Annotated in this window: 20 protein-coding genes and 1 riboswitch; of the genes, 14 read left to right on the forward strand and 6 right to left on the reverse strand. The window is 50.7% G+C overall.

The genetic code is table 11. The features are described from left to right. Nucleotides 1–84 precede the first annotated feature (84 nt). The 5 genes from GBAG_RS21140 to GBAG_RS21160 are packed head-to-tail and all read left to right on the forward strand — an operon-like array spanning nt 85 to nt 5,042. A complete protein-coding gene (locus GBAG_RS21140; protein ID WP_034500073.1) occupies nt 85–1,167 on the forward strand; it encodes a PTS fructose transporter subunit EIIC in 1,083 nt (360 codons plus the stop codon). Nucleotides 1,168–1,187: 20 nt separating this feature from the next. After that, the gene (locus GBAG_RS21145; protein WP_034500074.1) at nt 1,188–1,508 is read left to right on the forward strand and encodes a PTS fructose-like transporter subunit IIB; all 321 of its coding nucleotides are present in this window, start codon (nt 1,188–1,190) and stop codon (nt 1,506–1,508) included. 29 nt (nt 1,509–1,537) lie between these two features. Next, nucleotides 1,538–3,835, forward strand: coding sequence for a formate C-acetyltransferase (locus GBAG_RS21150; protein WP_034500075.1), 2,298 nt, complete (start codon nt 1,538–1,540; stop codon nt 3,833–3,835). Beyond that, on the forward strand, nt 3,801–4,676 hold the full coding sequence (locus GBAG_RS21155) for a [formate-C-acetyltransferase]-activating enzyme (RefSeq protein WP_034500076.1): 876 nt from the start codon (nt 3,801–3,803) through the stop codon (nt 4,674–4,676). Before GBAG_RS21150 ends, GBAG_RS21155 begins: the two co-directional genes overlap by 35 nt. Nucleotides 4,677–4,697: 21 nt before the next feature. Beyond that, nucleotides 4,698–5,042 (forward strand): PTS fructose-like transporter subunit IIB, encoded by a 345-nt coding sequence (locus GBAG_RS21160; protein WP_034500077.1) that lies wholly within the window; start codon nt 4,698–4,700, stop codon nt 5,040–5,042. Here GBAG_RS21160 and GBAG_RS21165 read toward each other — a convergent pair. The 4 genes from GBAG_RS21165 to argE all read right to left on the reverse strand — a co-directional run bounded on the left by GBAG_RS21165 (nt 5,029) and on the right by argE (nt 11,953). After that, complete coding sequence (locus GBAG_RS21165) at nt 5,029–5,889, reverse strand: helix-turn-helix transcriptional regulator (RefSeq protein WP_034500078.1); 861 nt, start codon at nt 5,887–5,889, stop codon at nt 5,029–5,031. The two genes, GBAG_RS21160 and GBAG_RS21165, sit on opposite strands and share 14 nt — an antisense overlap. 77 nt (nt 5,890–5,966) lie before the next feature. Beyond that, the gene (locus tag GBAG_RS21170) at nt 5,967–7,697 is read right to left on the reverse strand and encodes a phosphoethanolamine transferase CptA (protein WP_034500079.1); all 1,731 of its coding nucleotides are present in this window, start codon (nt 7,695–7,697) and stop codon (nt 5,967–5,969) included. 211 nt (nt 7,698–7,908) lie between these two features. Next, nucleotides 7,909–10,560 carry a phosphoenolpyruvate carboxylase gene (ppc, locus tag GBAG_RS21175; RefSeq protein ID WP_034500080.1) on the reverse strand — a complete coding sequence of 884 codons (2,652 nt, stop codon included), beginning with the start codon at nt 10,558–10,560 and terminating at the stop codon, nt 7,909–7,911. Between the two features lie 241 nt (nt 10,561–10,801). Then, nucleotides 10,802–11,953: an acetylornithine deacetylase gene (argE, locus tag GBAG_RS21180; protein WP_034500081.1), complete on the reverse strand. Its 1,152-nt coding sequence runs from the start codon at nt 11,951–11,953 to the stop codon at nt 10,802–10,804. A 184-nt stretch (nt 11,954–12,137) separates the two neighbouring features. Between argE and argC the strand changes: the two genes are divergently transcribed. The 5 genes from argC (at nt 12,138) to oxyR (ending at nt 17,876) form a co-directional block, all read left to right on the forward strand. Then, nucleotides 12,138–13,142: an N-acetyl-gamma-glutamyl-phosphate reductase gene (argC, locus tag GBAG_RS21185; protein ID WP_034500083.1), complete on the forward strand. Its 1,005-nt coding sequence runs from the start codon at nt 12,138–12,140 to the stop codon at nt 13,140–13,142. A 15-nt stretch (nt 13,143–13,157) separates the two neighbouring features. Then, entirely contained in the window at nt 13,158–13,934 is a 777-nt protein-coding gene (gene argB, locus GBAG_RS21190) for an acetylglutamate kinase (protein WP_115631631.1), read from the forward strand. Between the two features lie 30 nt (nt 13,935–13,964). Next, nucleotides 13,965–15,182, forward strand: a complete 1,218-nt coding sequence (locus tag GBAG_RS21195) for an argininosuccinate synthase (RefSeq protein ID WP_034500087.1) — start codon at nt 13,965–13,967, stop codon at nt 15,180–15,182. Between the two features lie 127 nt (nt 15,183–15,309). Continuing rightward, nucleotides 15,310–16,683, forward strand: a complete 1,374-nt coding sequence (gene argH / locus GBAG_RS21200) for an argininosuccinate lyase (RefSeq protein WP_034500088.1) — start codon at nt 15,310–15,312, stop codon at nt 16,681–16,683. 266 nt (nt 16,684–16,949) lie between these two features. Continuing rightward, nucleotides 16,950–17,876, forward strand: a complete 927-nt coding sequence (gene oxyR, locus GBAG_RS21205; protein WP_034500089.1) for a DNA-binding transcriptional regulator OxyR — start codon at nt 16,950–16,952, stop codon at nt 17,874–17,876. Here the strand turns inward: oxyR and sthA are convergent. After that, nucleotides 17,850–19,250, reverse strand: a complete 1,401-nt coding sequence (sthA, locus tag GBAG_RS21210) for a Si-specific NAD(P)(+) transhydrogenase (RefSeq protein WP_034500091.1) — start codon at nt 19,248–19,250, stop codon at nt 17,850–17,852. The two genes, oxyR and sthA, sit on opposite strands and share 27 nt — an antisense overlap. A 193-nt stretch (nt 19,251–19,443) precedes the next feature. Between sthA and fabR the strand changes: the two genes are divergently transcribed. Then, on the forward strand, nt 19,444–20,088 hold the full coding sequence (gene fabR, locus GBAG_RS21215) for an HTH-type transcriptional repressor FabR (protein ID WP_115631628.1): 645 nt from the start codon (nt 19,444–19,446) through the stop codon (nt 20,086–20,088). A gap of 15 nt (nt 20,089–20,103) precedes the next feature. Beyond that, nucleotides 20,104–20,460, forward strand: a complete 357-nt coding sequence (locus GBAG_RS21220) for a YijD family membrane protein (protein ID WP_034500093.1) — start codon at nt 20,104–20,106, stop codon at nt 20,458–20,460. A gap of 45 nt (nt 20,461–20,505) precedes the next feature. On the opposite strand, the gene trmA is transcribed toward GBAG_RS21220, so the two are convergent. Further along, nucleotides 20,506–21,606 carry a tRNA (uridine(54)-C5)-methyltransferase TrmA gene (trmA, locus tag GBAG_RS21225; RefSeq protein WP_034500096.1) on the reverse strand — a complete coding sequence of 367 codons (1,101 nt, stop codon included), beginning with the start codon at nt 21,604–21,606 and terminating at the stop codon, nt 20,506–20,508. Between the two features lie 110 nt (nt 21,607–21,716). Then, a riboswitch (cobalamin riboswitch) is annotated at nt 21,717–21,901 on the forward strand. A gap of 67 nt (nt 21,902–21,968) precedes the next feature. Here trmA and btuB point away from each other — a divergent pair. Then, a complete protein-coding gene (btuB, locus tag GBAG_RS21230; protein ID WP_034500097.1) occupies nt 21,969–23,837 on the forward strand; it encodes a TonB-dependent vitamin B12 receptor BtuB in 1,869 nt (622 codons plus the stop codon). Then, the gene (gene murI, locus GBAG_RS21235; RefSeq protein WP_072011231.1) at nt 23,782–24,648 is read left to right on the forward strand and encodes a glutamate racemase; all 867 of its coding nucleotides are present in this window, start codon (nt 23,782–23,784) and stop codon (nt 24,646–24,648) included. Before btuB ends, murI begins: the two co-directional genes overlap by 56 nt. Nucleotides 24,649–24,698 lie beyond the last annotated feature (50 nt).

The raw sequence follows: 24,698 nt of genomic DNA on the forward strand, positions 1-24,698 counted from the left end.
TTTTATCCACTGTCTGTCGCTGCCCGGATTGCCTATTGTGTCCCCAATATTTTGGACATACGCCGCTAAGGCCGGGAGTGCTTTATGAAAGAGTTGGTCCAGATCCTCAAAAACACGCGACAGCATTTAATGACCGGCGTGTCGCATATGATTCCCTTCGTGGTGGCAGGCGGTATTTTGCTGGCTGTTTCCGTCATGCTCTATGGCAAAGGTGCTGTGCCAGATGCTTTGAGCGACCCCAATCTGAAAAAACTGTTTGATATAGGCGTTGCAGGTTTAACGCTGATGGTTCCGTTCCTCGCGGCCTACATCGGCTATTCAATTGCAGAGCGTTCTGCGCTTGCCCCTTGTGCAATAGGTGCCTGGGTGGGGAACAGTTTTGGGGCCGGGTTCTTTGGCGCAATCATCGCCGGGATCATCGGCGGCATTGTTGTCTTCTATATCAAGAAAATCCCGGTGCCCAAAATACTGCGCTCGGTGATGCCCATTTTTGTCATTCCTATTGTCGGCACCTTTATTACTGCGGGCATCATGATGTGGGGTTTAGGAGAACCTGTCGGTGCGCTGACCGGTAATCTGACTCATTGGCTGCAAGGAATGCAGCAAGGCAGCATTGTGGTTCTGGCGGTGATCATGGGTCTGATGCTGGCCTTTGATATGGGTGGGCCGGTTAACAAAGTGGCTTACGCCTTTATGCTGATATGCGTCGCACAAGGCGTGTATAGCGTGGTGGCTATTGCTGCTGTTGGAATCGCTGTTCCGCCATTAGGGCTTGGCCTCGCAACGCTGATGAACCGCAAGAATTTTAGTAGTGAAGAGCGTGAAGCAGGCAAGGCGTCATTGGTCATGGGATGTGTTGGCGTGACTGAAGGAGCGATTCCGTTTGCGGCTGCCGATCCGTTACGCGTTATACCTTCCATCATGCTCGGGTCTGCATGTGGGGCGACCACTGCCGCACTCATGGGAGCGCAATGTTATGCAGGCTGGGGCGGATTAATTGTGCTGCCGGTTGTTGAAGGCAAGTTTGGCTTTGTTCTGGCGTTGTTGGTGGGGGCAGTCGTCACCGCAGTCTGCGTGAATCTTTTGAAAACGTATGCCCGTAAAAAGCAGACTGATACGCCCGCGAAAGCTGAAGACGATCTGGACCTGGATTTTGAAATTAACTGATTGATAAAAAGGAATTAACCATGACGAAGATTATTGCTGTTACTGCTTGCCCATCAGGTGTTGCTCATACCTACATGGCTGCTGAGGCACTCGAAAGTGCCGCTAAAGCAAAAGGCTGGGAAGTGAAAGTGGAAACTCAAGGCTCAATCGGGCTTGAAAATGAACTCACCGCTGAGGATGTCGCCAGTGCGGATATGGTGATTCTGACCAAGGATATCGGCATCAAAATGGAAGAGCGCTTTGCCGGTAAAACGATTGTGCGCGTCAATATTAGTGATGCCGTGAAACGTGCCGACGCCATCATGAGCAAGATTGAAGCCCATCTGACACAAACAGCCTGAGCCTTTGACTGACCAGTAAGGAGCACATCATGACTCATCGTATCGAACGTTTGAAATCAGCATTGTTTGCCCAACCGCGAGAAATTTCTCTGGAGCGCGCGGTGCTTTACACCGCCAGCCACCGCACAACGGAAGGTGAACATGTGCTGTTACGCCGGGCTAAAGCAACAGCGTACATTCTGGATAACGTGCAAATAGCGATTCGAGAGGATGAGTTGATTGCGGGTAATCGAACCGTAAAACCGCGCGCCGGGATTATGTCGCCGGAGATGGACCCTTATTGGTTGCTCAAAGAATTGGATCAATTCCCTACTCGCCCCCAGGACAGGTTTGAAATCAGCGAGCAGGATAAAGCCTTATACCGCGAACAGCTTTACCCCTATTGGGAAAAGCGTTCGATGAAAGATTTCATCAATAGCCAAATGACTGATGACGTCAAAGAGGCGGTAAAAACGCAAATTTTTAGCGTCAACCAAACTGATAAAGGGCAGGGGCATATTATTATTGATTACCCGCGCCTGTTACAAAACGGTTTGGGTAAGCTGGTGGAGGAATTGCGTGAGCACTGCCGTAAATCACCCGATAACCATTTCTATCAGTCAGCATTAATTCTGTTGGAAGCCTCACAGCGGCATATCCTGCGTTACGCTGAATTGGCCGAGAACATGGCGGCTGAATGCGAAGATGTCGAGCGCCAGGGTGAGTTATTGAAAATTGCTTATATCTCTCGCCACAATGCCGAATCACGCCCAAAAGATTTCTGGGAGGCGTGCCAGCTGTTCTGGTACATGAACATTATTCTCCAGTATGAATCGAACGCTAGTTCGCTGTCGTTGGGGCGCTTCGATCAATACATGCTGCCGTTTTACCAGACCTCGTTGAACCAGGGGGAAAGCCCTGAGTTTTTGCGCGAGCTGCTGGAGTCGCTGTGGGTAAAATGCAATGACATCGTTTTACTGCGATCCACCAGCAGTGCTCGTTATTTTGCTGGTTTCCCAACGGGCTACACCATTTTACTGGGCGGATTGACTGAAAACGGGCGTAGCGCTGTGAACGTGCTTTCTTTCCTGTGTCTTGATGCCTACCAGAGTATCCAATTGCCGCAGCCGAACCTTGGGGTGCGGGTAAATGAACTGATTGACCGCCCCTTCCTGCTGAAAACAGCTGAAACCGTGCGCCTCGGAACGGGTATTCCGCAAATCTTCAATGATGAAGTTGTTGTGCCTGCATTCCTGAACCGGGGCGTGTCGCTGGAAGATGCACGCGATTACGCCGTTGTAGGATGCGTAGAGCTATCCATTCCCGGGCGAACTTACGGCCTGCATGACATCGCCATGTTTAATCTCTTGAAGGTGATGGAAATTGTTTTGCTGGAAAACGAAGGCAACAGCGCTTTGGACTATCAGAACCTGTTGCAGCAAATCCGCGACAAAATTTGCCACTACATCAAACTGATGGTTGAAGGCAGCAACATTTGCGATATCGGGCATCGTGATTGGGCGCCAGTACCGCTGCTTTCATCGTTTATTGATGATTGCCTGGAAAACGGTAGAGACATTACAGAAGGGGGCGCCCGCTATAACTTCTCTGGTGTGCAGGGAATAGGCATCGCCAATCTTAGCGACTCATTGCATGCGCTCAACGGTATGGTGTTTGAGCAGCAGCGGTTAAGTTTTGATGAACTTCTGGCGGTGCTGAAAGATAACTTTGAAAGCACGGAAGGGAAGCAAATACGTGCGCGTTTAATTAATCGCTTTGAAAAATATGGCAATGATATCGACGAAGTGGACAACATCAGCGCCGATCTGTTGCGCTTTTACTGCAAAGAGGTCGAAAAATACCGTAATCCACGCGGCGGTAGCTTCACGCCAGGCTCATACACGGTGTCGGCGCATGTGCCGCTTGGCGCAGTCGTTGGTGCAACTCCTGACGGGCGTTATGCTAGCGAACAGCTTGCTGATGGGGGATTGTCTCCCATGTTGGGGCAGGACTGTCAGGGGCCAACTGCGGTACTAAAATCGGTTAGCAAGCTGGATAACTATTTGCTCTCCAATGGCACATTGTTGAACGTGAAATTTACCCCCAGCACGCTGGAAGGGGACGCTGGACTTCATAAACTGGCAGATTTCCTCGGAGCGTTCACTAAGCTTAAATTGCAGCATATTCAATTCAATGTGGTGAATGCCGAAACGCTACGTGATGCGCAAAGTCGGCCGCAAGATTATGCCGGGCTGGTAGTACGAGTGGCCGGGTACAGCGCTTTCTTTGTGGAGCTGTCGAAGGAGATTCAGGATGACATTATCCGCCGTACCGCGCATCAGTTGTGAGGTGATCGAAGACGGGGAGGCAAAAGCGCGTATCTTCAATATCCAGCGCTACTCCCTGAATGATGGCAATGGCATCAGGACAGTGGTTTTTTTCAAAGGCTGCCCACATTACTGCCCGTGGTGCGCAAACCCGGAGTCAATCTCCGGGAAGATTGAAACCGTGCGGCGTTTATCAAAATGCCTGCACTGTCCGACTTGTCAGAATGATGTGGATGAATGCCCTTCTGGGGCAATGGAAAGTATTGGCCGTGATTATTCACTGGCCGAACTCGAAAAAGAGGTTCTGAAAGACGACGTCTTCTTCCGGTCATCAAAAGGAGGCGTTACGCTTTCAGGCGGCGAGGTATTGATGCAGGCGGCTGTTGCGACTCGTTTTCTCAAGCGTCTGAAATCGCTAGGAATCCATACTGCTATTGAAACCGCTGGCGATGCGGCATCTGAAAAAGTGCTTACTTTGGCGCGGCAGTGCGACGAAGTCCTGTTCGATTTGAAAATCATGGATACAGATAAAGCCAAATCCGTGCTGAATATGAATCAACCCAGAGTCCTGGCAAATCTTAAATTGCTGGTCGAGTCGGGAATTCGCGTCATCCCCCGCGTGCCTTTGATTCCGGGGTATACCCTCGAGCAGGGTAATATGGCTGCGATACTTCAATTCCTTGCCCCCTTAAAACTGACCGAAATCCACCTGCTGCCTTTCCATCAATATGGTGAGGCAAAATATCAATTGTTGGGGCGAACCCGGACTATGAAGGGGATAGTGCCACCTCATGCTTCAGAAATCGCACCATTGCGGCAGATGGCAGAAAGTGCAGGATATCATGTAACCATTGGTGGTTAGTTTTCATAGAGGGGAGCGGAGATGACTCGACATTTAGTCGCAGTAACTGCATGTGTTAGTGGTGTCGCTCATACCTATATGGCGGCGGAACGGCTCGAAAAGCTCTGCCAGCAAGAAAAGTGGACCGTAAAAATAGAAACTCAAGGTGCACTAGGAATTGAGAATGAGTTGTCGCAAACGGATATCGAACAAGCCGATGTGGTATTGCTGATTACCGATATTGAGCTGGTGGGGGCGGCGCGTTTCGTACATTGCCGCTGTGTGCAATCCGGCATTAATGCATTCCTGCGCGAGCCGCAAAAGGCGATGTCGGCGGTGCGACGAATTTTTGGCACTCCGCAAGACACTCGCATCATTCTCGATTAATTGTTCTTTCCGTCAACTGACTATGGTACTGGCGCCGATATTCCGATGGCGATCGCTCGGTATTCTTCCTGAATAAACGGCAAAAATAGTTACTGTCGACAAAACCGCAGGCATGAGCCACCTCTTTGACCTTCAATTCGTAGCGTTTCAGTAATGTTTTTGCATGCTCCAGGCGGGTGTGGTTAAGATATTCGTTAAAGCCCACCGTACCGGTTTTCTGAAATAGATGTGAAAGGTAGTTCGGTGAGATATGAAATACCTGAGCAACAGATTCTCGGGTTAAAGGGTCAGCATAATTTTCATCAATGTATTCCCGCACGGCTTCGAAAAGTGCCTGACTACGTGAAGCCGTCTGGATTTGGCTATCAAGCAAATCAGTACAATGACTCAGAATACTGCTGACAATAAACCGCGCTGTTTGCTGATCGTGTGGTTGCATGACCAGTTCGTTGAGAGCCTGCAGCAGAAACGAGCCGATTCGTGGCCCACGGCGAGCAACGTTCTGTTTACCCAATGTTTTAAACGCCGTTCCATCCCATTGCAGAATACTGAATCCAAGTTGCTGTTTGCCAAATAAAATACTTAGCGTCGTTACGGGTGAATTCCATTGCGGGTTGTTCCAGCATTTTGCTGGAACGTAGAGCACGTCATGCTGCTCAAGTCTGGCAGGCATTCCCGCATCGCAGGCATCCATTAAAACGCCATCTAATACGACTTCGATTCGCGGAAAATCAACCTGATAAGCAAGTTCGGATGGGGCGGTTTGGTTGTCTGCTAGCCAGATACGCTGAATGCCTGACGGACTATTGAGCAGATGAGAAATAATTTGGCTCACGTCGTAGTTCATAACGCCCCGCAGTGGGTCAGAAGGATGAGAGAGTAATCACCAGGCCACCTCATTTTTGAGATGGCCTGGTCAGCAACTTACTGATTACCTTTCTGATCGCCGAAAGGCAAGGTGTCATAGTCGATCAGTGCATTTTTCTTATATGGATTGCCAATCCAGCGAGTTGTTTCCTTAAACTCCGGGCTGGTTATTGAGCGGGTGGGATCGAATCCGTCGTAACTCAGTCCTGCCAAATCAGACCAGGTATGTATCAGCTCTGAACTGCTGTATTTGCGATTAACATCCGCTGAGAAATCACGTGGATGTTCCGCCTGCCATTTTTCGGAAGTCCAAAGAATAAATGGCACCGTATACATGTGACGGGTTGGGTTTTCCTCGTTACGGCCCTGCATTTGATGCGGTGGCGTATCGTAAACTTCTTCACCATGGTCTGAGAAGTAGAGCAGGAAACCATTCGGATCGGTGGCCTTGTAATCCTTAATCAGGCTTGAGACAACGTGATCGTTATACAGGTTAGCGTTGTCATAATCGTTCCACGCTTCCTTTTGGTCATCGCTCAATCCCGCAGGCAAACCTGCTGTTTGATTATCAAATTTGCCCCAGTTTTCTGGGTAACGGTACTTGTATTTAATGTGTGTTCCGAGCAGATGCACAATGATGAATTTCTTCGGTGCAGGGTCGGCCAGAACGTCTTTAAACGGTGCCAGTACATTACTGTCGTACTCACGTGCACTTTGCGTACGCTGCTGATTCATATAGAACTGTTTATCAGTCTGGCGCGAGAATACCGTCAGCATGGTGTTACGTTCGGTCATTGTCTGCTGATTGGTAATCCAGAAGGTTTTATATCCCGCCTGTTTCATCATATTCATCAGCGTCGGCTTGCTCAGATAAAGATCCGGGTTCTTCTCGTTGGCGAATGTTAAAGCTTGCTGGAGAATTTCGATGGTGTAAGGACGTGAAGTCACTACGTCGTTAAATACCGTCATCCCTTTATCTGATTTAGACAATGTATCCAGTTCCGGCGTTGTCTCTCTTGAGTAGCCATACAGGCTCATGCGACCGCGTTGGGTAGACTCCCCAATAACCAGCACTAAAGTGCGCGGTGTATTGGCGTTTTCATCTTTAAGATTTGCCAGCGGAGGCAGAGCATTGTTTTCGTTAAGTAGGCTATTCAGGCTGTCCAGTTGTTGGCGGTATTGATAGTAGCCAGAAATAAACTGCCACGGTGCCGCGGGTTCCATGCGTGAAGAAAGACCGGAAACGGTTTTGCTCAACGGTTGATGGTTTATCGCATTGCGTACCAGTGGATGCAGAATTAATGCATAAAGGATAATCAGCGATACCAACCAGCGCCATGGTTTAGGGATATACACAGGGCGTAGACGGGACCACAGGAATAGGCATATCGCAGTGTAGATAAGCGCTGTCAGGACAATCTTCAGGCTAAAGTACTGGCTTAAATATTCACCGGCTTCGCCAGCATTGGATTCGAACATCACAAACAGGACGCTTTGTGAAAACTCCTGCCCGTAAATAACGAAATAACAGATTGCCGCTAATGATGTTGCCCAAAGCACTACGCCAATGACTGCGGCGATGATCCGCGTCCGTGCAGGGAACAAGAATACAGGGATAAGCCAAAGGGAGCTGTATAACAGGGAGTCACGTAAGCCGTTAGTGCCGCTGTATCCGCTGATGAATATTTTGGCTTGTAATGCCGTGGAGAAAAACCAAAAAAAGAGTAATGCCCATCCCAGAGCTATCCAGCTAAACTTTTGTTTAGCTTGGTTTTTTATAGAAAACATAAACTGTGCCTGTCGACAAAAAGTATCGCCTAGTTTGGCGATTAAATCTTAATCAAACCTTAATCAAGGTGAAAAAGGCCATATGCTCGTTCGTGGTATGAGTTTTGAACGAAAAATTTGCAGGCGGAAATATATGGAATGTGAATGAATTAAGACAGTTGAATTTAACAATCCCCCGTTTTTTTCACGGGGGATTGTTAAAGGGTTTAACTTAGCCTGTGTTACGCATACCTGCCGCAACACCAGCGATTGTCACCATTAGCGCTTGTTCAACTTGCGCATCTGGCTCTTCGCCTTTCTCTTCAGACTGACGCGAACGATGCAGCAATTCAGCCTGTAATACGTTCAGCGGGTCGGTGTAGATATTACGCAGCTGAATAGATTCGGCGATCCATGGCAGGTCTGCCATCAGATGTGAATCGTTGGCGATATCCAGCACCACTTTGATGTCGGCTTCCAGTTGGTCGCGCAGTTGTTTACCAAGCGCCCACAGCTCTGGTTTCACCAGACGCTGATCGTAATATTCCGCAAGCCACAGGTCGGCTTTCGCAAAGACCATTTCCAGCATGCCGAGGCGCGTTGAGAAGAATGGCCAGTCGCGACACATGGTTTCCAGCACGTCCTGTTTGCCGTCTTCCACGACTTTTTGTAGCGCAGCACCGGCACCCAGCCAGGCTGGCAACATCAGGCGGTTCTGCGTCCAGGCGAAGATCCACGGAATGGCACGCAGGGACTCAACGCCACCGTTAGGTTTACGCTTCGCAGGACGTGAACCCAGCGGCAGTTTACCCAGCTCCAGCTCTGGTGTTGCCGAACGGAAGTACGGCACGAAGTCTTCGTTTTCGCGGATGTACCCACGATACATATCACATGAGGTTACAGACAGATCCTCCATGATATGTTTCCACTCTTTCTTCGGTTCTGGCGGCGGCAGAAGGTTGGCTTCGAGAATCGCGCTGGTGTAGAGCGACAGGCTGCTGATGGTGATTTCTGGCAGACCGTATTTAAAGCGAATCATCTCGCCTTGCTCGGTCACACGCAGGCCGCCTTTCAGGCTTCCCGGTGGTTGAGAAAGCAGAGCGGCGTGAGCTGGTGCGCCGCCACGGCCAATTGAACCGCCGCGTCCGTGGAACAGCGTCAGTGTAATTCCGGCTTTCTCGCAGGTTTTGATCAGCGCGTCCTGAGCCTGGTACTGCGCCCATGATGCCGCCATTACGCCTGCATCTTTTGCCGAGTCAGAATAGCCAATCATGACCATTTGTTTGCCCTGAATAAAGCCGCGATACCAGTCGATATTCAGCAACTGAGTCATCACGTCGTCGGCGTTGTTCAAGTCGTCGAGTGTTTCAAACAGTGGCGCAACAGGCAGTGCGAAGGTGCAACCGGCTTCTTTCAGCAGCAAGTGTACTGCCAGCACGTCAGATGGCGTTTTCGCCATGGAAATAACATAAGCGGCAATGGAACCACGCGGGGCTTCGGCAACCACTTTGCAGGTTTCCAGCACTTCGCGGGTATCGTCGCTTGGCTCCCACTGGCGTGGCAGAAGCGGGCGCTTAGAATTCAGTTCACGGATCAGGAAGGCTTGTTTGTCTGCTTCAGACCAGCTTTCGTAATCACCAATGCCCAGGTAGCGCGTCATCTCGCCCAGTGCTTCGGTGTGACGAGTGCTTTCCTGGCGGACATCAATACGCACTAGCGGAACGCCAAAACTCTTCACGCGGCGCAGGGTATCAAGCAGTTGGCCGTTAGCGATGATGCCCATGCCACACGCTTGCAGCGACTGGTAACATGCATAAAGCGGATCCCAAAGCTGTTCGTTTTGAGTCAGTAAACCTTCTGGTTTTGGCAGGCGCTGGCCTTTCAGGCGAGCTTCCAGCCAGGCTTGAGTCGACAGCAACTGCTGACGAATGCCTTTCATGATGCAGCGGTAAGGTTCTTGCGCAGCGTCAGGGCCAGCCAGTTCGCTCAGCTCAGGTGTGCATTCCACCATTGAAAGCTCAGAAATCAGCACCTGAATATCGCGCAGGAATAGATCGGTGGCTTTCCAGCGGCTTAACAGTAGGACGTGGCGAGTAATATCAGCGGTCACGTTCGGGTTGCCGTCACGGTCGCCACCCATCCATGAGGTGAAACGTACTGGGACAAAATCGACCGGTAGTTTGTAATTCAGGTTGTCTTCGAGCTGTTCGTTCAGCTCACGCAGGTAGTTTGGAACCCCTTCCCACAGGCTGTTTTCTACTACCGCAAAGCCCCATTTTGCTTCATCTACTGGGGAAGGGCGGTGCTTACGAATTTCATCTGTGTGCCAGGCCTGAGCGACGAGTTGGCGCAGGCGGCGCATAATTTGGTTGCGTTCGTAATCGGCGATGTCGCTGTGGTCGAGTTGCTTCAGGCAACTGTTTACTTCAACCAGTTTGTGAATCAGGGTGCGACGGGTAATTTCGGTCGGGTGCGCGGTCAGCACTAATTCCAGTGACAATGACTCAACAGCATTACGAATGGCGTCTTCGCTAAGATCGGGCTGATTTTTTAATTTTTGGAGTGTCTTAGCAATAACTTCAGGATTGCTGGCAGCTTCGCCATTGGCGGAAATGCTGTGATATTGCTCGGCGGTGTTGGCCAGGTTCAGGAATTGGCTGAATGCACGGGCTACAGGGAGTAGTTCGTCGTTAGACAGGTTCTGTAACGTGGTTAGCAGCTCCTGGCGGTTGGCTTCATTGCCAGCCCGTGAGGACTTAGACAATTTGCGGATTGTTTCTACGCGGTCAAGAATGTTTTCACCTAACGCATCCTTGATGGTATCCCCGAGCAACTTGCCGAGCATACTGACATTACTTCGCAAAGCGGAATACTGTTCGTTCATATGACCCCAGACACCCTATCCAATCTAATATGTAATTTAATTTCACCCGTGAAGGTTCAACACCGTCTTTATAAAGCCACGTAAGTCTACTTTCGTCAATTGCTACGAAATCGTTTCAGCAAACGAATAAATTGCGCTAATTCATGAAATTTAATTACTAACTTCGTGGATAAGCATTTCTTATGAGGATCCGCTAAAAAGTCGTTCAAAAAGGGGGCAAAACCCCCATAAACGCTATTTTTCAATGCCAGCAAAAATGATGCACTACCTGTGTGATCAGTTTGCGAGTTGGCTCGATAAAACGTGTTTCGATGTATTCGTCCGGCTGGTGCGCCTGGTTTATAGAACCCGGGCCCAGAACCAGCGTTGGGCAAAGCGTCTGAATAAATGGTGCTTCGGTGCAGTAGTTCACCACTTCTGTTTGCGCGCCGAGCAATTTCTCAACCACTTGCACTAACTGGTGATCTTTGGCGCATTCATAGCCCGGAATTGGCGGATGCAGTTCGGAAATCGTCAGGCGGCCAGGCCATTTTTGGCTAACCGGTTCCAGCGCTTCATTAAGCAAACCGTTCAAATCGTTTAATGTCAGCCCCGGAAGCGGGCGGATATCCATATGCAGTTCGCAGCAGGCACAAATACGGTTGGCGGCATCGCCACCGCTAATATGGCCAAGATTTAGCGTTGGATACGGCACCGTGAAAGCGTCATGGTGATAACGGTCTTTCAGCGTGTTTTTCAGCGACATAATGTGACCGATAGCGTCATGCATCAGCTCGATAGCATTGACACCGCGAGCCGGATCGCTGGAGTGACCGGACTGGCCGAGAATGCGAATCGCATTCGAGATATGGCCCTTATGCGCACGCACTGGCTGCAAAGAGGTCGGTTCGCCGATGATGGCGCAATCCGGGCGCAGGCTGGTGGTTTCAGAGAAATAACGCGCACCTGCCATCGTCGTTTCTTCATCGGCAGTCGCCAGAACATAAAGTGGTTTTTTAAGCGTCGTGACATCGACATCGCGCAGCGCATCAAGAATAAAGGCAAAGAAGCCTTTCATGTCGGCTGTGCCGAGACCGTAGAGTTTATTTTCGTGCTCGGTCAGCGTGAAGGGGTCGCGTGTCCAGCGGCCATCATCAAATGGCACGGTATCGGTATGGCCCGCCAGCAACAACCCGCCCGCGCCGCTTCCGGTGCTCGCCAGCATATTGAATTTATTGCGTGTTCCCGGCACCGCCTGGATTTCGACATTAAATCCAAGATCGCGGAACCATCCCGCCAGTAAATTGATTAAAGACTCATTGCTCTGATCCAACGCGCTGTCGGTGGCGCTGATAGAAGGAGTCGCGATCAACGCGCGGTAAATCTCGATAAAAGGAGGTAATTTCATCTTCACTGTTGACAGGCCTTAGCTCGGGTTGGTATACATAATCATGCAGTTATATTGAATAAAAATACAATATTCGCTGCCATAAGGGAACCCCTGGTTCCGGTGGATTTAACCACGTAAATGTACGTTGGGTGATGGCTTACCAGCTGACACCTTTAGCAGACACAACCTAAGAAGGTGTACAGCCGAGATGTTGAATACGCTGATTGTTGGTGCCAGCGGTTATGCGGGCGCAGAACTTGTGACCTATTTGAATCGCCATCCTCATATGAACATAACCGCATTGACGGTTTCAGCGCAAAGTAATGACGCAGGAAAGTTGATATCTGATTTGCATCCGCAACTAAAAGGTATCGTCGACTTACCGTTACAGCCAATGTCAGATATCAGCGAATTTACTGACGGCGTAGACGTGGTGTTCCTCGCAACAGCCCATGAAGTGAGCCATGACCTGGCGCCGCAATTTCTGGCGAAAGGCTGTGTCGTCATCGATCTTTCCGGTGCATTCCGCGTTAACGATGCTAAGTTTTATCAACTCTATTATGGCTTTACGCATCAGCATCCTGAGCTGCTTGAGCAAGCGGTTTATGGCCTGGCGGAATGGGAAAGCGACAAACTGAAAGAAACCAGTTTGATCTCCGTTCCTGGCTGTTACCCAACGGCTTCGCAACTGGCGTTAAAACCTCTGATTGAGGGCGGTCTGCTGGATTTGAACCAGTGGCCGGTGATCAATGCGACCAGTGGTGTGAGCGGTGCAGGGCGTAAGGCAGCGATATCCAATAGTTTCTGCGAAGTGAGCCTGCAACCGTATGGCATTTTTAACCATCGCCATCATCCAGAAATCGTCACGCATTTGGGTACGCCAGTCATTTTCACTCCGCACCTGGGCAATTTCCCGCGTGGGATTCTGGCGACCATTACTTGCCGCCTGAAAGAAGGCGTGACGCAGCAGCAAGTCGCTGACGCTTTTAAGCAGGCCTATCAAGATAAACCGTTAGTGCGCCTGTACGACAAAGGCGTGCCAGCGCTAAAAAATGTTGTCGGCCTGCCGTTTTGCGATATCGGCTTTGCTGTGCAGGGCGAGCATGTGATTGTTGTCGCCACCGAAGACAATTTGCTGAAAGGTGCATCGGCTCAGGCCGTGCAGTGCCTGAATATTCGTTTTGGCTTTGCCGAAACACAGTCTCTTATTTAATTAACGCCGGGTGACATGATGAATCCATTAATTATCAAATTAGGTGGCGTGCTGCTGGATAGCGAAGAAGCGCTGGAGCGTCTGTTTACCGCGCTGGTCAATTACCGCGAATCCCATCAACGCCCGCTGGTTATTGTGCACGGCGGCGGATGCCTGGTAGATGAGTTAATGAAAAAACTCTCTCTGCCAGTGACCAAGAAAAACGGCCTGCGTGTGACGCCTGCTGACCAGATTGACATTATTACTGGTGCACTGGCGGGGACGGCGAACAAAACGTTGTTGGCGTGGGCGAAAAAGCATGGCATCAATGGTGTCGGTCTTTGCCTCGGTGATGGCGACAGCGTAACCGTGACTAAACTCGATGAAGCGTTGGGTCATGTGGGACTTGCGAAACCGGGTTCGGCAAAGCTGATTACTACGCTTTTAGATTCTGGCTTCCTGCCGATTGTCAGCTCTATTGGCGTGACCGCTGAAGGCGAGTTGATGAACGTGAATGCTGACCAGGCGGCTACGGCGCTGGCGGCAACGCTTGGCGCTGACCTGATTCTGCTGTCCGATGTGAGCGGGATTCTGGATGGCAAAGGGCAACGTATTGCAGAAATGACGGCGGCGAAAGCGGAGCAGTTAATCGCTCAGGGCATTATTACCGACGGCATGATAGTGAAAGTTAACGCGGCGCTGGATGCAGCACGCACGCTGGGTCGCCCGGTGGATATTGCATCCTGGCGTCATGCAGAGCAGTTACCTTCTTTGTTTAACGGCGTTGCCATCGGCACCCGTATTCTGGCCTAGTTTAAAATTAAGTTTTTGAAGGATAAGACAATGCAAAATCACGGAATCAAAAAAATCGTTCTCGCATACTCTGGCGGCCTGGATACTTCTGCCATCATTCCATGGCTGAAAGAAAACTACGGTGGCTGCGAAGTGGTCGCGTGCGTAGTGGATATCGGCCAGGATCGCGAAGACCTGCAAGGCGTTGAGCAAAAAGCACTGCGTTCTGGCGCAACTGAGTGTTACGTCGTTGATGCGCGCGAAGAGTTCATCAGCGATTACGTTTACCCGGTATTGCAGACTGGCGCACTATACGAAGGCACCTACTTGTTGGGGACTTCTATGGCGCGTCCGCTTATCGCTAAAGCGCTGGTTGATGTGGCAAACAAAGTGGGCGCAGATGCGCTGTGCCACGGTGCGACTGGCAAAGGAAACGACCAGGTGCGTTTCGAGTCCGCATGGGCGGCACTGGCTCCGCATTTGAAAGTGGTTGCGCCATGGCGTGAGTGGAACCTGCGTTCCCGTGAAGCGCTGCTGGATTACCTGAAAGAGCGTGACATCCCGACGACCGCTTCGCTTGAGAAAATCTACAGCCGTGACGAAAACGCATGGCACATTTCTACCGAAGGCGGCGTGCTGGAAAGCCCGTGGAATGCACCGAACAAAGATTGCTGGGTCTGGACTGTTGATCCTAAAGAAGCGCCAGATCAGGCTGAAGAAGTTACTGTTACCGTTAAAAAAGGCAAAGTTGTTGCCGTAAACGGCGAAGCGATGACGCCATTCCAGTGCCTGGAAACATTGAACAAGATGGGTTCTAAACACGGCATCGGTCGTATTGATATCGTAGAAAACCGTCTGGTAGGGATTAAATCCCGTGGCTGCTACGAAACTCCAGGGGGCACCATCATGATGGCTGCACTGCGTGGCGTTGAGCAACTGGTTCTGGACCGCGATAGCTTCAAATGGCGTGAGCAACTGGGCCTGGAAATGTCCTACGTGGTTTACGATGGCCGTTGGTTCGCTCCGCTGCGTAAATCTTTGCAGGCTTCTGCGGAATCACTGGCGGAAGAAGTTAACGGTGAAGTGGTGCTGGAGCTGTATAAAGGCCATGTCACTGCGAAGCAGAAAAAATCTCCGAACAGCCTGTATAGCGAAGAGTTCGCAACGTTCGGTGAAGACGAAGTGTATGACCACAGCCACGCGGGCGGCTTTATCCGTCTGTTCTCGTTGTCGTCACGTATTCGTGCACTGAACGAACTGAAAAAGTAACAGTTTAAATAATTACCCTCACCCTAACCCTCTCCCTGAGGGAGAGGGGATTGTCCGGTTTTCTCCCTCTCCTTAGGGAGAGGGTCGGGGTGAGTGGATCAAGATGAAAATTTAATGGAGCATCAATATGGCACTTTGGGGTGGACGTTTTACTCAGGCAGCAGACCAGCGGTTCAAATCGTTTAATGATTCATTACGCTTTGATTACCGACTGGCTGAGCAAGATATTGTGGGTTCTGTCGCCTGGTCCAAAGCGCTGGTTACCGTTGGTGTTCTGACTGTTTCCGAGCAGCAGGAGCTTGAGCAGGCATTGAATTTCCTGCTGGAAGAAGTGCAGGCCAATCCGCAGGCGATTCTTGAGAGCGATGCGGAAGACATTCACAGCTGGGTGGAAGGCAAGCTCATCGATAAAGTCGGTGCGCTGGGTAAGAAACTCCACACTGGCCGTAGCCGTAATGACCAGGTCGCCACCGATCTTAAACTGTGGTGCAAAATGCAGATCAGTGAACTGCTGGGGGCCACTCGCCAACTGCAGCATGCACTGGTTGAAACCGCAGAAAACAATCAAGACGCTGTGATGCCGGGTTATACCCACTTGCAACGTGCACAGCCGGTGACTTTTGCACACTGGTGTCTGGCTTATGTTGAAATGCTGGCGCGTGATGAAAGCCGTTTGCAAAGTACGCTTGAGCGTCTCGACGTTAGCCCGCTGGGCAGCGGCGCGTTAGCGGGCACGGCTTATGAAATCGATCGTGAACAACTGGCGGGTTGGTTAGGTTTTGCGTCGGCAACGCGTAACAGCCTGGATAGCGTGTCCGATCGTGACCACGTGCTGGAACTGCTTTCTGACGCGTCCATCGGCATGGTTCACCTGTCGCGTTTTGCAGAAGATTTGATTTTCTTCAATACCGGCGAAGCAGGGTTTGTTGAGTTGTCTGACCGCGTGACATCAGGATCTTCCCTCATGCCACAGAAGAAAAACCCGGATGCGCTGGAGCTTATCCGTGGCAAATGTGGCCGTGTGCAGGGCGCGCTGACAGGCATGATGATGACCCTCAAAGGGCTGCCGCTGGCGTATAACAAAGATATGCAGGAAGACAAAGAAGGCCTGTTTGACGCGCTCGATACCTGGATGGATTGCTTGCATATGTCGGTGCTGGTGCTGGATGGTATTCAGGTTAAACGCCCGCGTTGTAAAGAAGCCGCCGAGCAGGGTTATGCCAACGCAACTGAACTGGCTGATTACCTGGTAGCGAAAGGTGTGCCGTTCCGTGAAGCGCACCATATTGTGGGTGAAGCGGTAGTCGAAGCGATTCGCCAGGGCAAAGCGCTGGAAGCATTGTCCCTCACCGATTTGCAGAAATTCAGCGCAACGATTGGTGATGATGTTTATCCGATTCTGTCTTTGCAATCCTGCCTTGATAAGCGCGCAGCAAAAGGCGGCGTTTCTCCTCAGCAGGTAGCACTGGCGATTAGCGACGCGAAGCAGCGACTGATTTAAAATTATTGCGCTACAAAATGAGCCTGGCCTTGTGCCGGGCTTTTTTGTTTTTAGCGGATAAAAAAAGAGCGGACATTACGTCCGCTAAATAACTCACGTTGGCTTCAGTTTTAGTTCGGAGATCAGGGGGTTCCCTACAGCACAACCGGGTCATGGATGGTTTGTGCTGTTGCTGGCTATTATTCAATATCAATGGTTGATAGGGATAATCGTTCGTTGCTATGATTTCTATCGCCATGGGCTATCATGGCGACGGAGGATAGAGAATGAATATTCGTGATCTAGAATACCTGGTGGCGCTGGCTGAACATCGTCACTTTCGTCGGGCAGCGGATGCCTGCCATGTCAGTCAGCCAACGCTGAGCGGCCAGATTCGTAAACTTGAAGATGAACTCGGCGTGATGTTGCTTGAACGTACCAGCCGTAAAGTCTTGTTCACTCAGGCGGGTTTGCTGCTGGTGGATCAGGCGCGTACGGTGTTGCGCGAAGTTAAAGTGCTCAAAGAGATGGCAAGTCAGCAGGGCGAGGCGATGTCCGGGCCGCTGCACATTGGCTTGATTCCAACCGTTGGGCCTTATCTGCTGCCGCAGATTATCCCGATGCTGCATAAAACTTTCCCCAAACTAGAAATGTACCTTCACGAGGCACAGACCCATCAGCTGTTAGCGCAGCTTGATAGCGGCAAACTCGATTGTGCGATTCTGGCATTGGTGAAAGAGAGCGAAGCGTTTATTGAAGTGCCGCTGTTTGATGAGCCAATGATGCTGGCGATTTATCAGGACCACCCGTGGGCAGATCGAGACCGCGTGCCGTTGTCAGATTTGGCGGGCGAGAAGCTTTTGATGCTGGAAGATGGGCACTGTCTGCGCGATCAGGCGCTGGGTTTCTGTTTTGAAGCAGGTGCTGAAGAAGATACCCATTTCCGTGCAACCAGCCTTGAAACGCTGCGCAACATGGTCGCCGCCGGAAGCGGGATAACATTGTTACCTGCGCTGGCTGTGCCGAACGAGCGTTGCCGCGATGGCGTGGTTTATTTGCCATGTTATAAACCAGAGCCGCGTCGTACTATCGGCCTGGTTTATCGTCCGGGTTCTCCGCTGCGTGGTCGCTATGAGCAACTCGCAGAGGCCATCCGTACCCATATGGATGGCCATTTTGAGCCAGCGTTAAAACAAGCGGTTCAAGCCGTTTAACGCCGCTACCCGATAGGCTTCCGCCATGGTCGGGTAGTTGAAGGTGGTGTTAACAAAGTACTCAATGGTGTTGCCGCCACCTTTCTGCTCCATAATCGCCTGGCCGATATGAATAATCTCGGCCGCGCGCTCACCAAAGCAGTGAATCCCTAAAATCTCTTTCGTCTCACGATGGAAGAGAATTTTTAGTGTACCCACGTTCATACCGACGATTTGTGCGCGAGCAAGGTGTTTGAACTGCGCCCGACCCACTTCGTACGGCACTTTCATCGATGTTAACTGCTGTTCGGTTTTCCCGACTGAGCTGATTTCCGGAATGGTATAAATACCGGTCGGAATATCTTCAATCAGATGCGCCGTCGCTTCACCTTTGACCATCGCTTGTGCAGCGATTCGGCCCTGATCGTAAGCCGCTGAGGCCAGACTTGGATAACCAATCACATCGCCAACGGCATAAATGTGCGGCTGTGCGGTCTGGTACATGCTGTTGACCTTCAACAGACCACGACCATCGGCTTCCAGCCCCACGTTTTCCAGTGACAGCGAATCGGTATTACCGGTGCGCCCGTTCGCATAAAGCAGGCAATCCGCTTTCACTTTTTTGCCGGATTTAAGCGAAACAATCACGCCATCTTCCACGCCTTCAATATTCTCGAACTCTTCGTTGTGACGAATAACAACGCCGCTGTTCCAGAAGTGGTAAGAGAGCGAATCAGACATCTCCTGATCGAGAAACGCCAGCAGACGGTCGCGGGTGTTGATCAAATCAACTTTGACGTTCATGCCCCGGAAAATCGACGCATACTCGCAACCAATCACCCCTGCGCCATAAATAATGACGTGGCGCGGTTCGTGGTGCAGGTTGAGAATGGAATCGCTGTCGTACACGCGTGGATGCGAGAAATCGACTTCCGGTGGACGATACGGGCGCGAGCCGCAGGCTATCAGGAACTTCTCGGCGGTAATCATCTCCACCGAACCATCGTGACATTCCAGCGAAATAGTATGCGCATCGACAAAACGTGCATCGCCTTGCAGCATCTCGCAGCGGTTGCGCTCATAGAAGCTCTGGCGCATACGAGTTTGTTGGTTAATTACGCTGTCGGCATGATTGAGAATGTCGGCGAAGGAAGAACGGAGTAGATGGGTGTGGTCGCTGTATAAAGGGTTTTGATTAAATTCGATAATGCGGCTGACGGCGTGGCGGAGGGCTTTCGAGGGGATGGTTCCCCAGTGGGTACAGCCGCCACCCACGTTATGGTAGCGCTCAACAACAGCTACCCTTGCTCCAAGTTTCACCAGCCCCATTGCAGCGCCTTCGCCGCCTGGGCCGGAACCAATTACTACTGCGTCATAATCGTAGGTGTGTGACATGGTAAGGCTTACCTGTTCTTATACATAAAAGCAACACGATGGTAACATTAACGCCGGGATAACCCAATTGTCGTTGTGCTTTTTGCTGCGTAACGCGAGCAAGCTCGCGTAAACAATCATTCACAAACCTGTATAAAACCAGTTAAGTTATTCTCTGGTATAGTGCGACGTCGATTTAAGAGATTCAGGCAACATGATGGGTGTAAGAGCGCAACAAAAAGAAAGAACCAGGCGTTCTCTGGTCGAAGCCGCGTTTAGTCAATTAAGTGCTGAACGGAGTTTTGCCAGCCTGAGTTTGCGCGAGGTCGCCCGTGAGGCAGGAATTGCGCCAACATCGTTTTATCGCCATTTCCGTGATGTTGATGAACTGGGTCTGACTATGGTCGATGAGAGCGGCCTAATGTTGCGCCAGTTAATGCGCCAGGCTCGCCAACGAATTGCCAAAGGCGGGAGCGTAATTCGAACTTCTGTCTCAACATTTATGGAATTTATCGGTAATAATCCCAATGCATTCCGCTTGCTGTTGCGTGAACGGTCTGGAACGTCTGCCGCGTTCCGTGCCGCTGTCGCGCGTGAAATTCAGCATTTTATTGCGGAACTTGCGGACTATCTGGAACTCGAAAATCGCATGCCGCGCAGTTTTACTGAAGCGCAGGCTGAAGCGATGGTGACGATTGTCTTTAGTGCTGGTGCCGAAGCGTTGGACGTTGATGCCGATCAGCGTCGTCAGCTTGAAGAGCGACTGGTGCTTCAGTTACGTATGATTTCAAAAGGTGCGTATTACTGGTATCGCCGGGAGCAAGAGAAAGTGGCATTAGCTCAAATATCAGAAGAGTGATTGAAAGGAAGAGCAATGAAACAGTTACAAGAGAGAGGTACGCTCGGGTTAGCGTTTATCGCGGGCCTTGCGATTAACGGAACGTTTGCCGCGTTGTTTAGCTCGGTTGTGCCGTTTTCCATTTTCCCTATTATTACGCTGGTGCTGACGGTGTACTGTTTGCATCATCGCTACCAAAACCGCACGATGCCGGTTGGCCTGCCAAGTATTGCAGCGGCTTGTTTTGTGCTGGGAGTGTTGTTGTACAGCGCCGTTGTGCGGGCTGAATATCCGTCAATGGGTTCTAACTTCCTGCCAGCGGTACTTTCAGTCGCATTATTGTTCTGGATTGGCTTTAAAGTCCGGGCGCTTAGAACGCAAGTCACTGAATAACATCCTGAGCTAAAAACAAAAACGGACGCCGAAGCGTCCGTTTTGCTATTTGCGTGTTAACCACACGCCGCACTCCATATGGTGCGTATAGGGGAACTGGTCAAATAGCGCCAGGCGCGACACGTTATGCGTTTCGCACAATGTTTCCAGATTCTCGCACAGGGTTTGCGGATTGCAGGAAATGTAGAGAATGCGCGGGTACGCCTGCACCATCTTCACGGTATCTTTATCCAGGCCACTGCGCGGTGGATCGACAAAAATCGTTTCGCACTGGTAGCTTTTCAGGTCGATGCCTTTCAGGCGGTTAAACTCGCGCACGCCATTCATTGCCTGGGTAAAATCTTCAGCTGCCATACGAATGATTTGCACGTTTTCAATTTCATTCGCTTCAATATTGTATTGCGCGGCAGCAACAGACGGCTTGGCGATTTCAGTTGCCAGCACGCGGTTAAAGTTACGCGCCAGTGCCAACGAGAAGTTACCGTTGCCACAATATAGTTCCAGCAAGTCGCCGCTTGAGTCTTGAGTCGCGTCCAGCGCCCATTCCAGCATATGAACATTCATCGCCGCGTTGGGTTGCGTGAAACTGTTTTCCACCTGGCGATAAATCATCTCTTTGCCCGCTACGGTCAAACGCTCGTCGATGAAATCCTGATCCAGCTCGATTTTGGTTTTGGTGGCGCGGCCAATTAAGTGAACGTTGAAACCCTGAGCACGTAATTTATCGCGCAGCGCCTGAGCGTGTTCTTGCCATTCTTCACCCAGTTTGCGGTGATATAGCAGTGAAACAACCGCCTGGTTGCTCATTGTCGTCAGATAATCAATCTGGAAGAGCTTATGGCGCAGGGCGGGAATATCACGCACGCCGTCGAGCATTGCAGGCATCAACGCGTTGATGAGCGAGCTGGCTGCGGGGAAGGTGTTAACCCGAATGCGCTGCTTCGTCTCCTGGTCAAACATGATGTGGTACAGATCGTCTTCATCATGCCAGATGCGGAATTCAGCACGCATCCGGTAATGGCTGACAGGCGAACGGAACACCTCCGGCGCAGGCGCTGAAAAAGGGGCCATCATGCTTTGCAAGCGGGCGACTTTTTCGGCCAGTTGCGCGTCGTACTGTTCAATCGGGAGATGTTCGGGGGTCATGAGCTGATACCTGTTAATAGAGTCAAACTACGCGGCGAATTGTAGGGAATAGGTTCCTGATGTCCAGTGCTGTTGCACTTTGATGTTTATAGACAAACTTATTAACAAAATCGTAGCATAGCGTTTCCGGCCTTTTTATAAGTTAAAAGGGAACCCAGTGCAATTCTGGGGCTGACGCGCAGCGGTAAGGAATAGTGGGATGAATGCCATGTGCAGACACTGCTTATATAAGTGGGAAGTCATCATCCGTAAAACACATCCAAGCCCGAAGACCTGCCGGTATACGTCGCAATTTGTCATAACTATCGCGTGCTATTTGTTATGTCTGCGGCATCCTTTTTGGAAAGCGGATGCTTATATAAATGAAGTTAAAAAAACTTTCGCTGTTTACGGCGTTGTCCGTAACGGCTTTTTCAGGCTGGGCGCAAGACAGCAATTCTGATGATAGCCTGGTAGTAACGGCTAACCGTTTTCAGCAACCGGTAAATACTGTTTTGGCTCCAACCGATGTTGTAACCCGGGAAGATATCGACCAGTGGCAGGCAAAATCGCTTAACGATGTGATGCGTCGTTTGCCAGGTGTGGATATCGCGCAGTACGGCGGCATTGGGCAAGGTTCTTCTATGTTTATTCGCGGAACCAATGCGAGCCATGTGTTGGTGTTGGTGGATGGTATTCCTATCGCTCGCCCAGGGATTTCTAACACTGCTGATATTAATCAAATCCCCCTCTCATTAGTGCAACGCGTTGAATATATTCGCGGCCCTCGTTCAGCGGTTTATGGATCGGGTGCAATTGGCGGTGTGGTGAATATCATCACGCAGACCGATGAAGATAAATCGCAAATCAATGCGGGTGTAGGCTCGAACGGCTATCAGCAATACGACGGTACTTTGCGTCATCGTTTTGGTGACACCGTGGCGACGGTCGCGGGTTCGTATGAAATGACCAAAGGCTTCAACGTCCTGCCGGATTCACCTTATAGCGGCGATAGTGACCGCGATGGCTATCGCAGCAAATCTTTCTGGGGCGGGCTGGAGCATAAGTTCAGTGACGAGTTTGATGGTTTCTTCCGTGGTTACGGATATACCAACAATACCGATTACGACCAGGGCTCGTATGGGTATGCCGGTGGCGGCGATGAAGAGCAACTTTACAACCAGACATTCGATGCGGGCATGCGTTTCCACTCTGGCCTTTACTCTTCTCAATTGTTGGCTAGCTATCAAAAAGTAAAAGACTACAACTATAGCAGCGTGAATGGCCGCTATAACGACGGTACCACTCTCGACAATATGACCCAGCGTAACATTCAATGGGGTAATAACTTTGTTGTAGGAAATGGCTCAGTCAGTGCAGGCGTTGATTGGCAGCAGCAGCGCTTAACGTCTTCAGATACGGCAATGTCTGATACCTATAAGCGCGATAACACAGGTGTTTACCTCAGTGGTCAGCAGCAGTTTGGTGATGTGACGCTGGAAGCCTCTGGTCGTGAAGACAATGACGAGCAATTTGGCTGGCATGGCACATGGCAGACGGCCGCAGGGTGGGAGTTTGTTGAAGGGTATCGTGCCACGGTTTCTTACGGCACCGGGTTCCTTGCACCCTCGCTTGGGCAGCAGTTTGGTTCGACACGCTTTGGTATCGACTCAAATCCAAACCTGAAGCCAGAAGAGTCTAAACAATGGGAAGCCGGACTTGAAGGATTAACAGGGCCAGTAGATTGGCGCTTGTCGGCTTATCATTACCAGATAGAAAACCTCATTACTTACTATTCTGCTCCGGGATCTTTCGAAGGCAATTACGACAACATCAAGTCCGCGACCATCAAAGGGCTAGAATGGACGGGGAGTGTTGATACTGGCATCTTCACCCATAAAGTGACGCTTCAGTATATGGACCCGCGTGATGACCAGACGGATGAGGTGCTGGCCCGTCGTGCCAAGCGTCAGGCTAAGTATCAGCTCGACTGGAGTATGTTTAATGTTGATATGGATGTTGCGTGGCAGTATTACGGCAAACGCTACGACAACAACACTTCTTCGTATAGCCCGACTCAGCAGGTTTTGCCGAGTTATAGCACTGTTGATGTTTCCGCATCATATCCGGTCACCTCACAGCTAACCGTTCGTGGTAGAATTGCCAACCTGTTCGATAAAGATTACGAGACGGTTTATGGCTATCAAACCCCAGGACGGGAATATTACCTCACTGGCAGCTATACCTTCTAATACACGTCCCACCGTACTGGTTTTTGACTCCGGTGTCGGTGGGCTCTCTGTGTATGACGAAGTCCGGCAGCTTTTGCCTGACCTGCACTATATATATGCTTTCGATAACGTAGCATTTCCCTACGGTGAGAAAAGCGAAGAGTTCATTGTTGAACGCGTGGTAGAAATTGTGACTGCGGTTCAGGAACGCTACCCGCTCGCACTCGCCATCATTGCCTGTAATACGGCGAGCACCGTTTCACTTCCTGCGCTTCGCGAAAAGTTCGCATTCCCTGTTGTCGGCGTTGTACCAGCTATCAAGCCAGCTGCGCGTTTGACGACTAATGGTGTTGTAGGGTTGCTGGCGACTCGCGGCACAGTTCGCCGTCCTTATACTCACGAACTGGTCGCGCGCTTTGCGTCAGAATGCAAAATCGAAATGCTCGGTTCGGCAGAACTGGTGGAGTTAGCTGAGGCCAAGTTACACGGCCAGCCAGTTGATCTTGAGGAACTGCGTAAAATCCTGCGTCCGTGGCTGAGAATGAAAGAGCCGCCAGATACCGTAGTATTGGGTTGCACCCATTTCCCTCTATTAGAAGAAGAGTTGCTGCAAGTCCTGCCGGAAGGTACTCGGTTGATAGATTCAGGCGCTGCGATTGCGCGTCGGACCGTGTGGCTTTTAGAACATGAATCTCCGAATGCATTATCTGCGGATGAGAATATTGCTTTCTGTATGGGACTCACGCCTGAGATTGCACAATTAACACCCGTATTGCAGCGTTATGGCTTCCCAAGGCTCGAAAAACTGGCAGTTCGCAGCAATTTTGAATAAAAAAACGACGGTTGAAATAAAAATTGAAAATAGGGGTTGTCAGCCTCCAG

It is taken from the genome of Buttiauxella agrestis ATCC 33320, from assembly GCF_000735355.1.
Taxonomy (GTDB): domain Bacteria; phylum Pseudomonadota; class Gammaproteobacteria; order Enterobacterales; family Enterobacteriaceae; genus Buttiauxella; species Buttiauxella agrestis.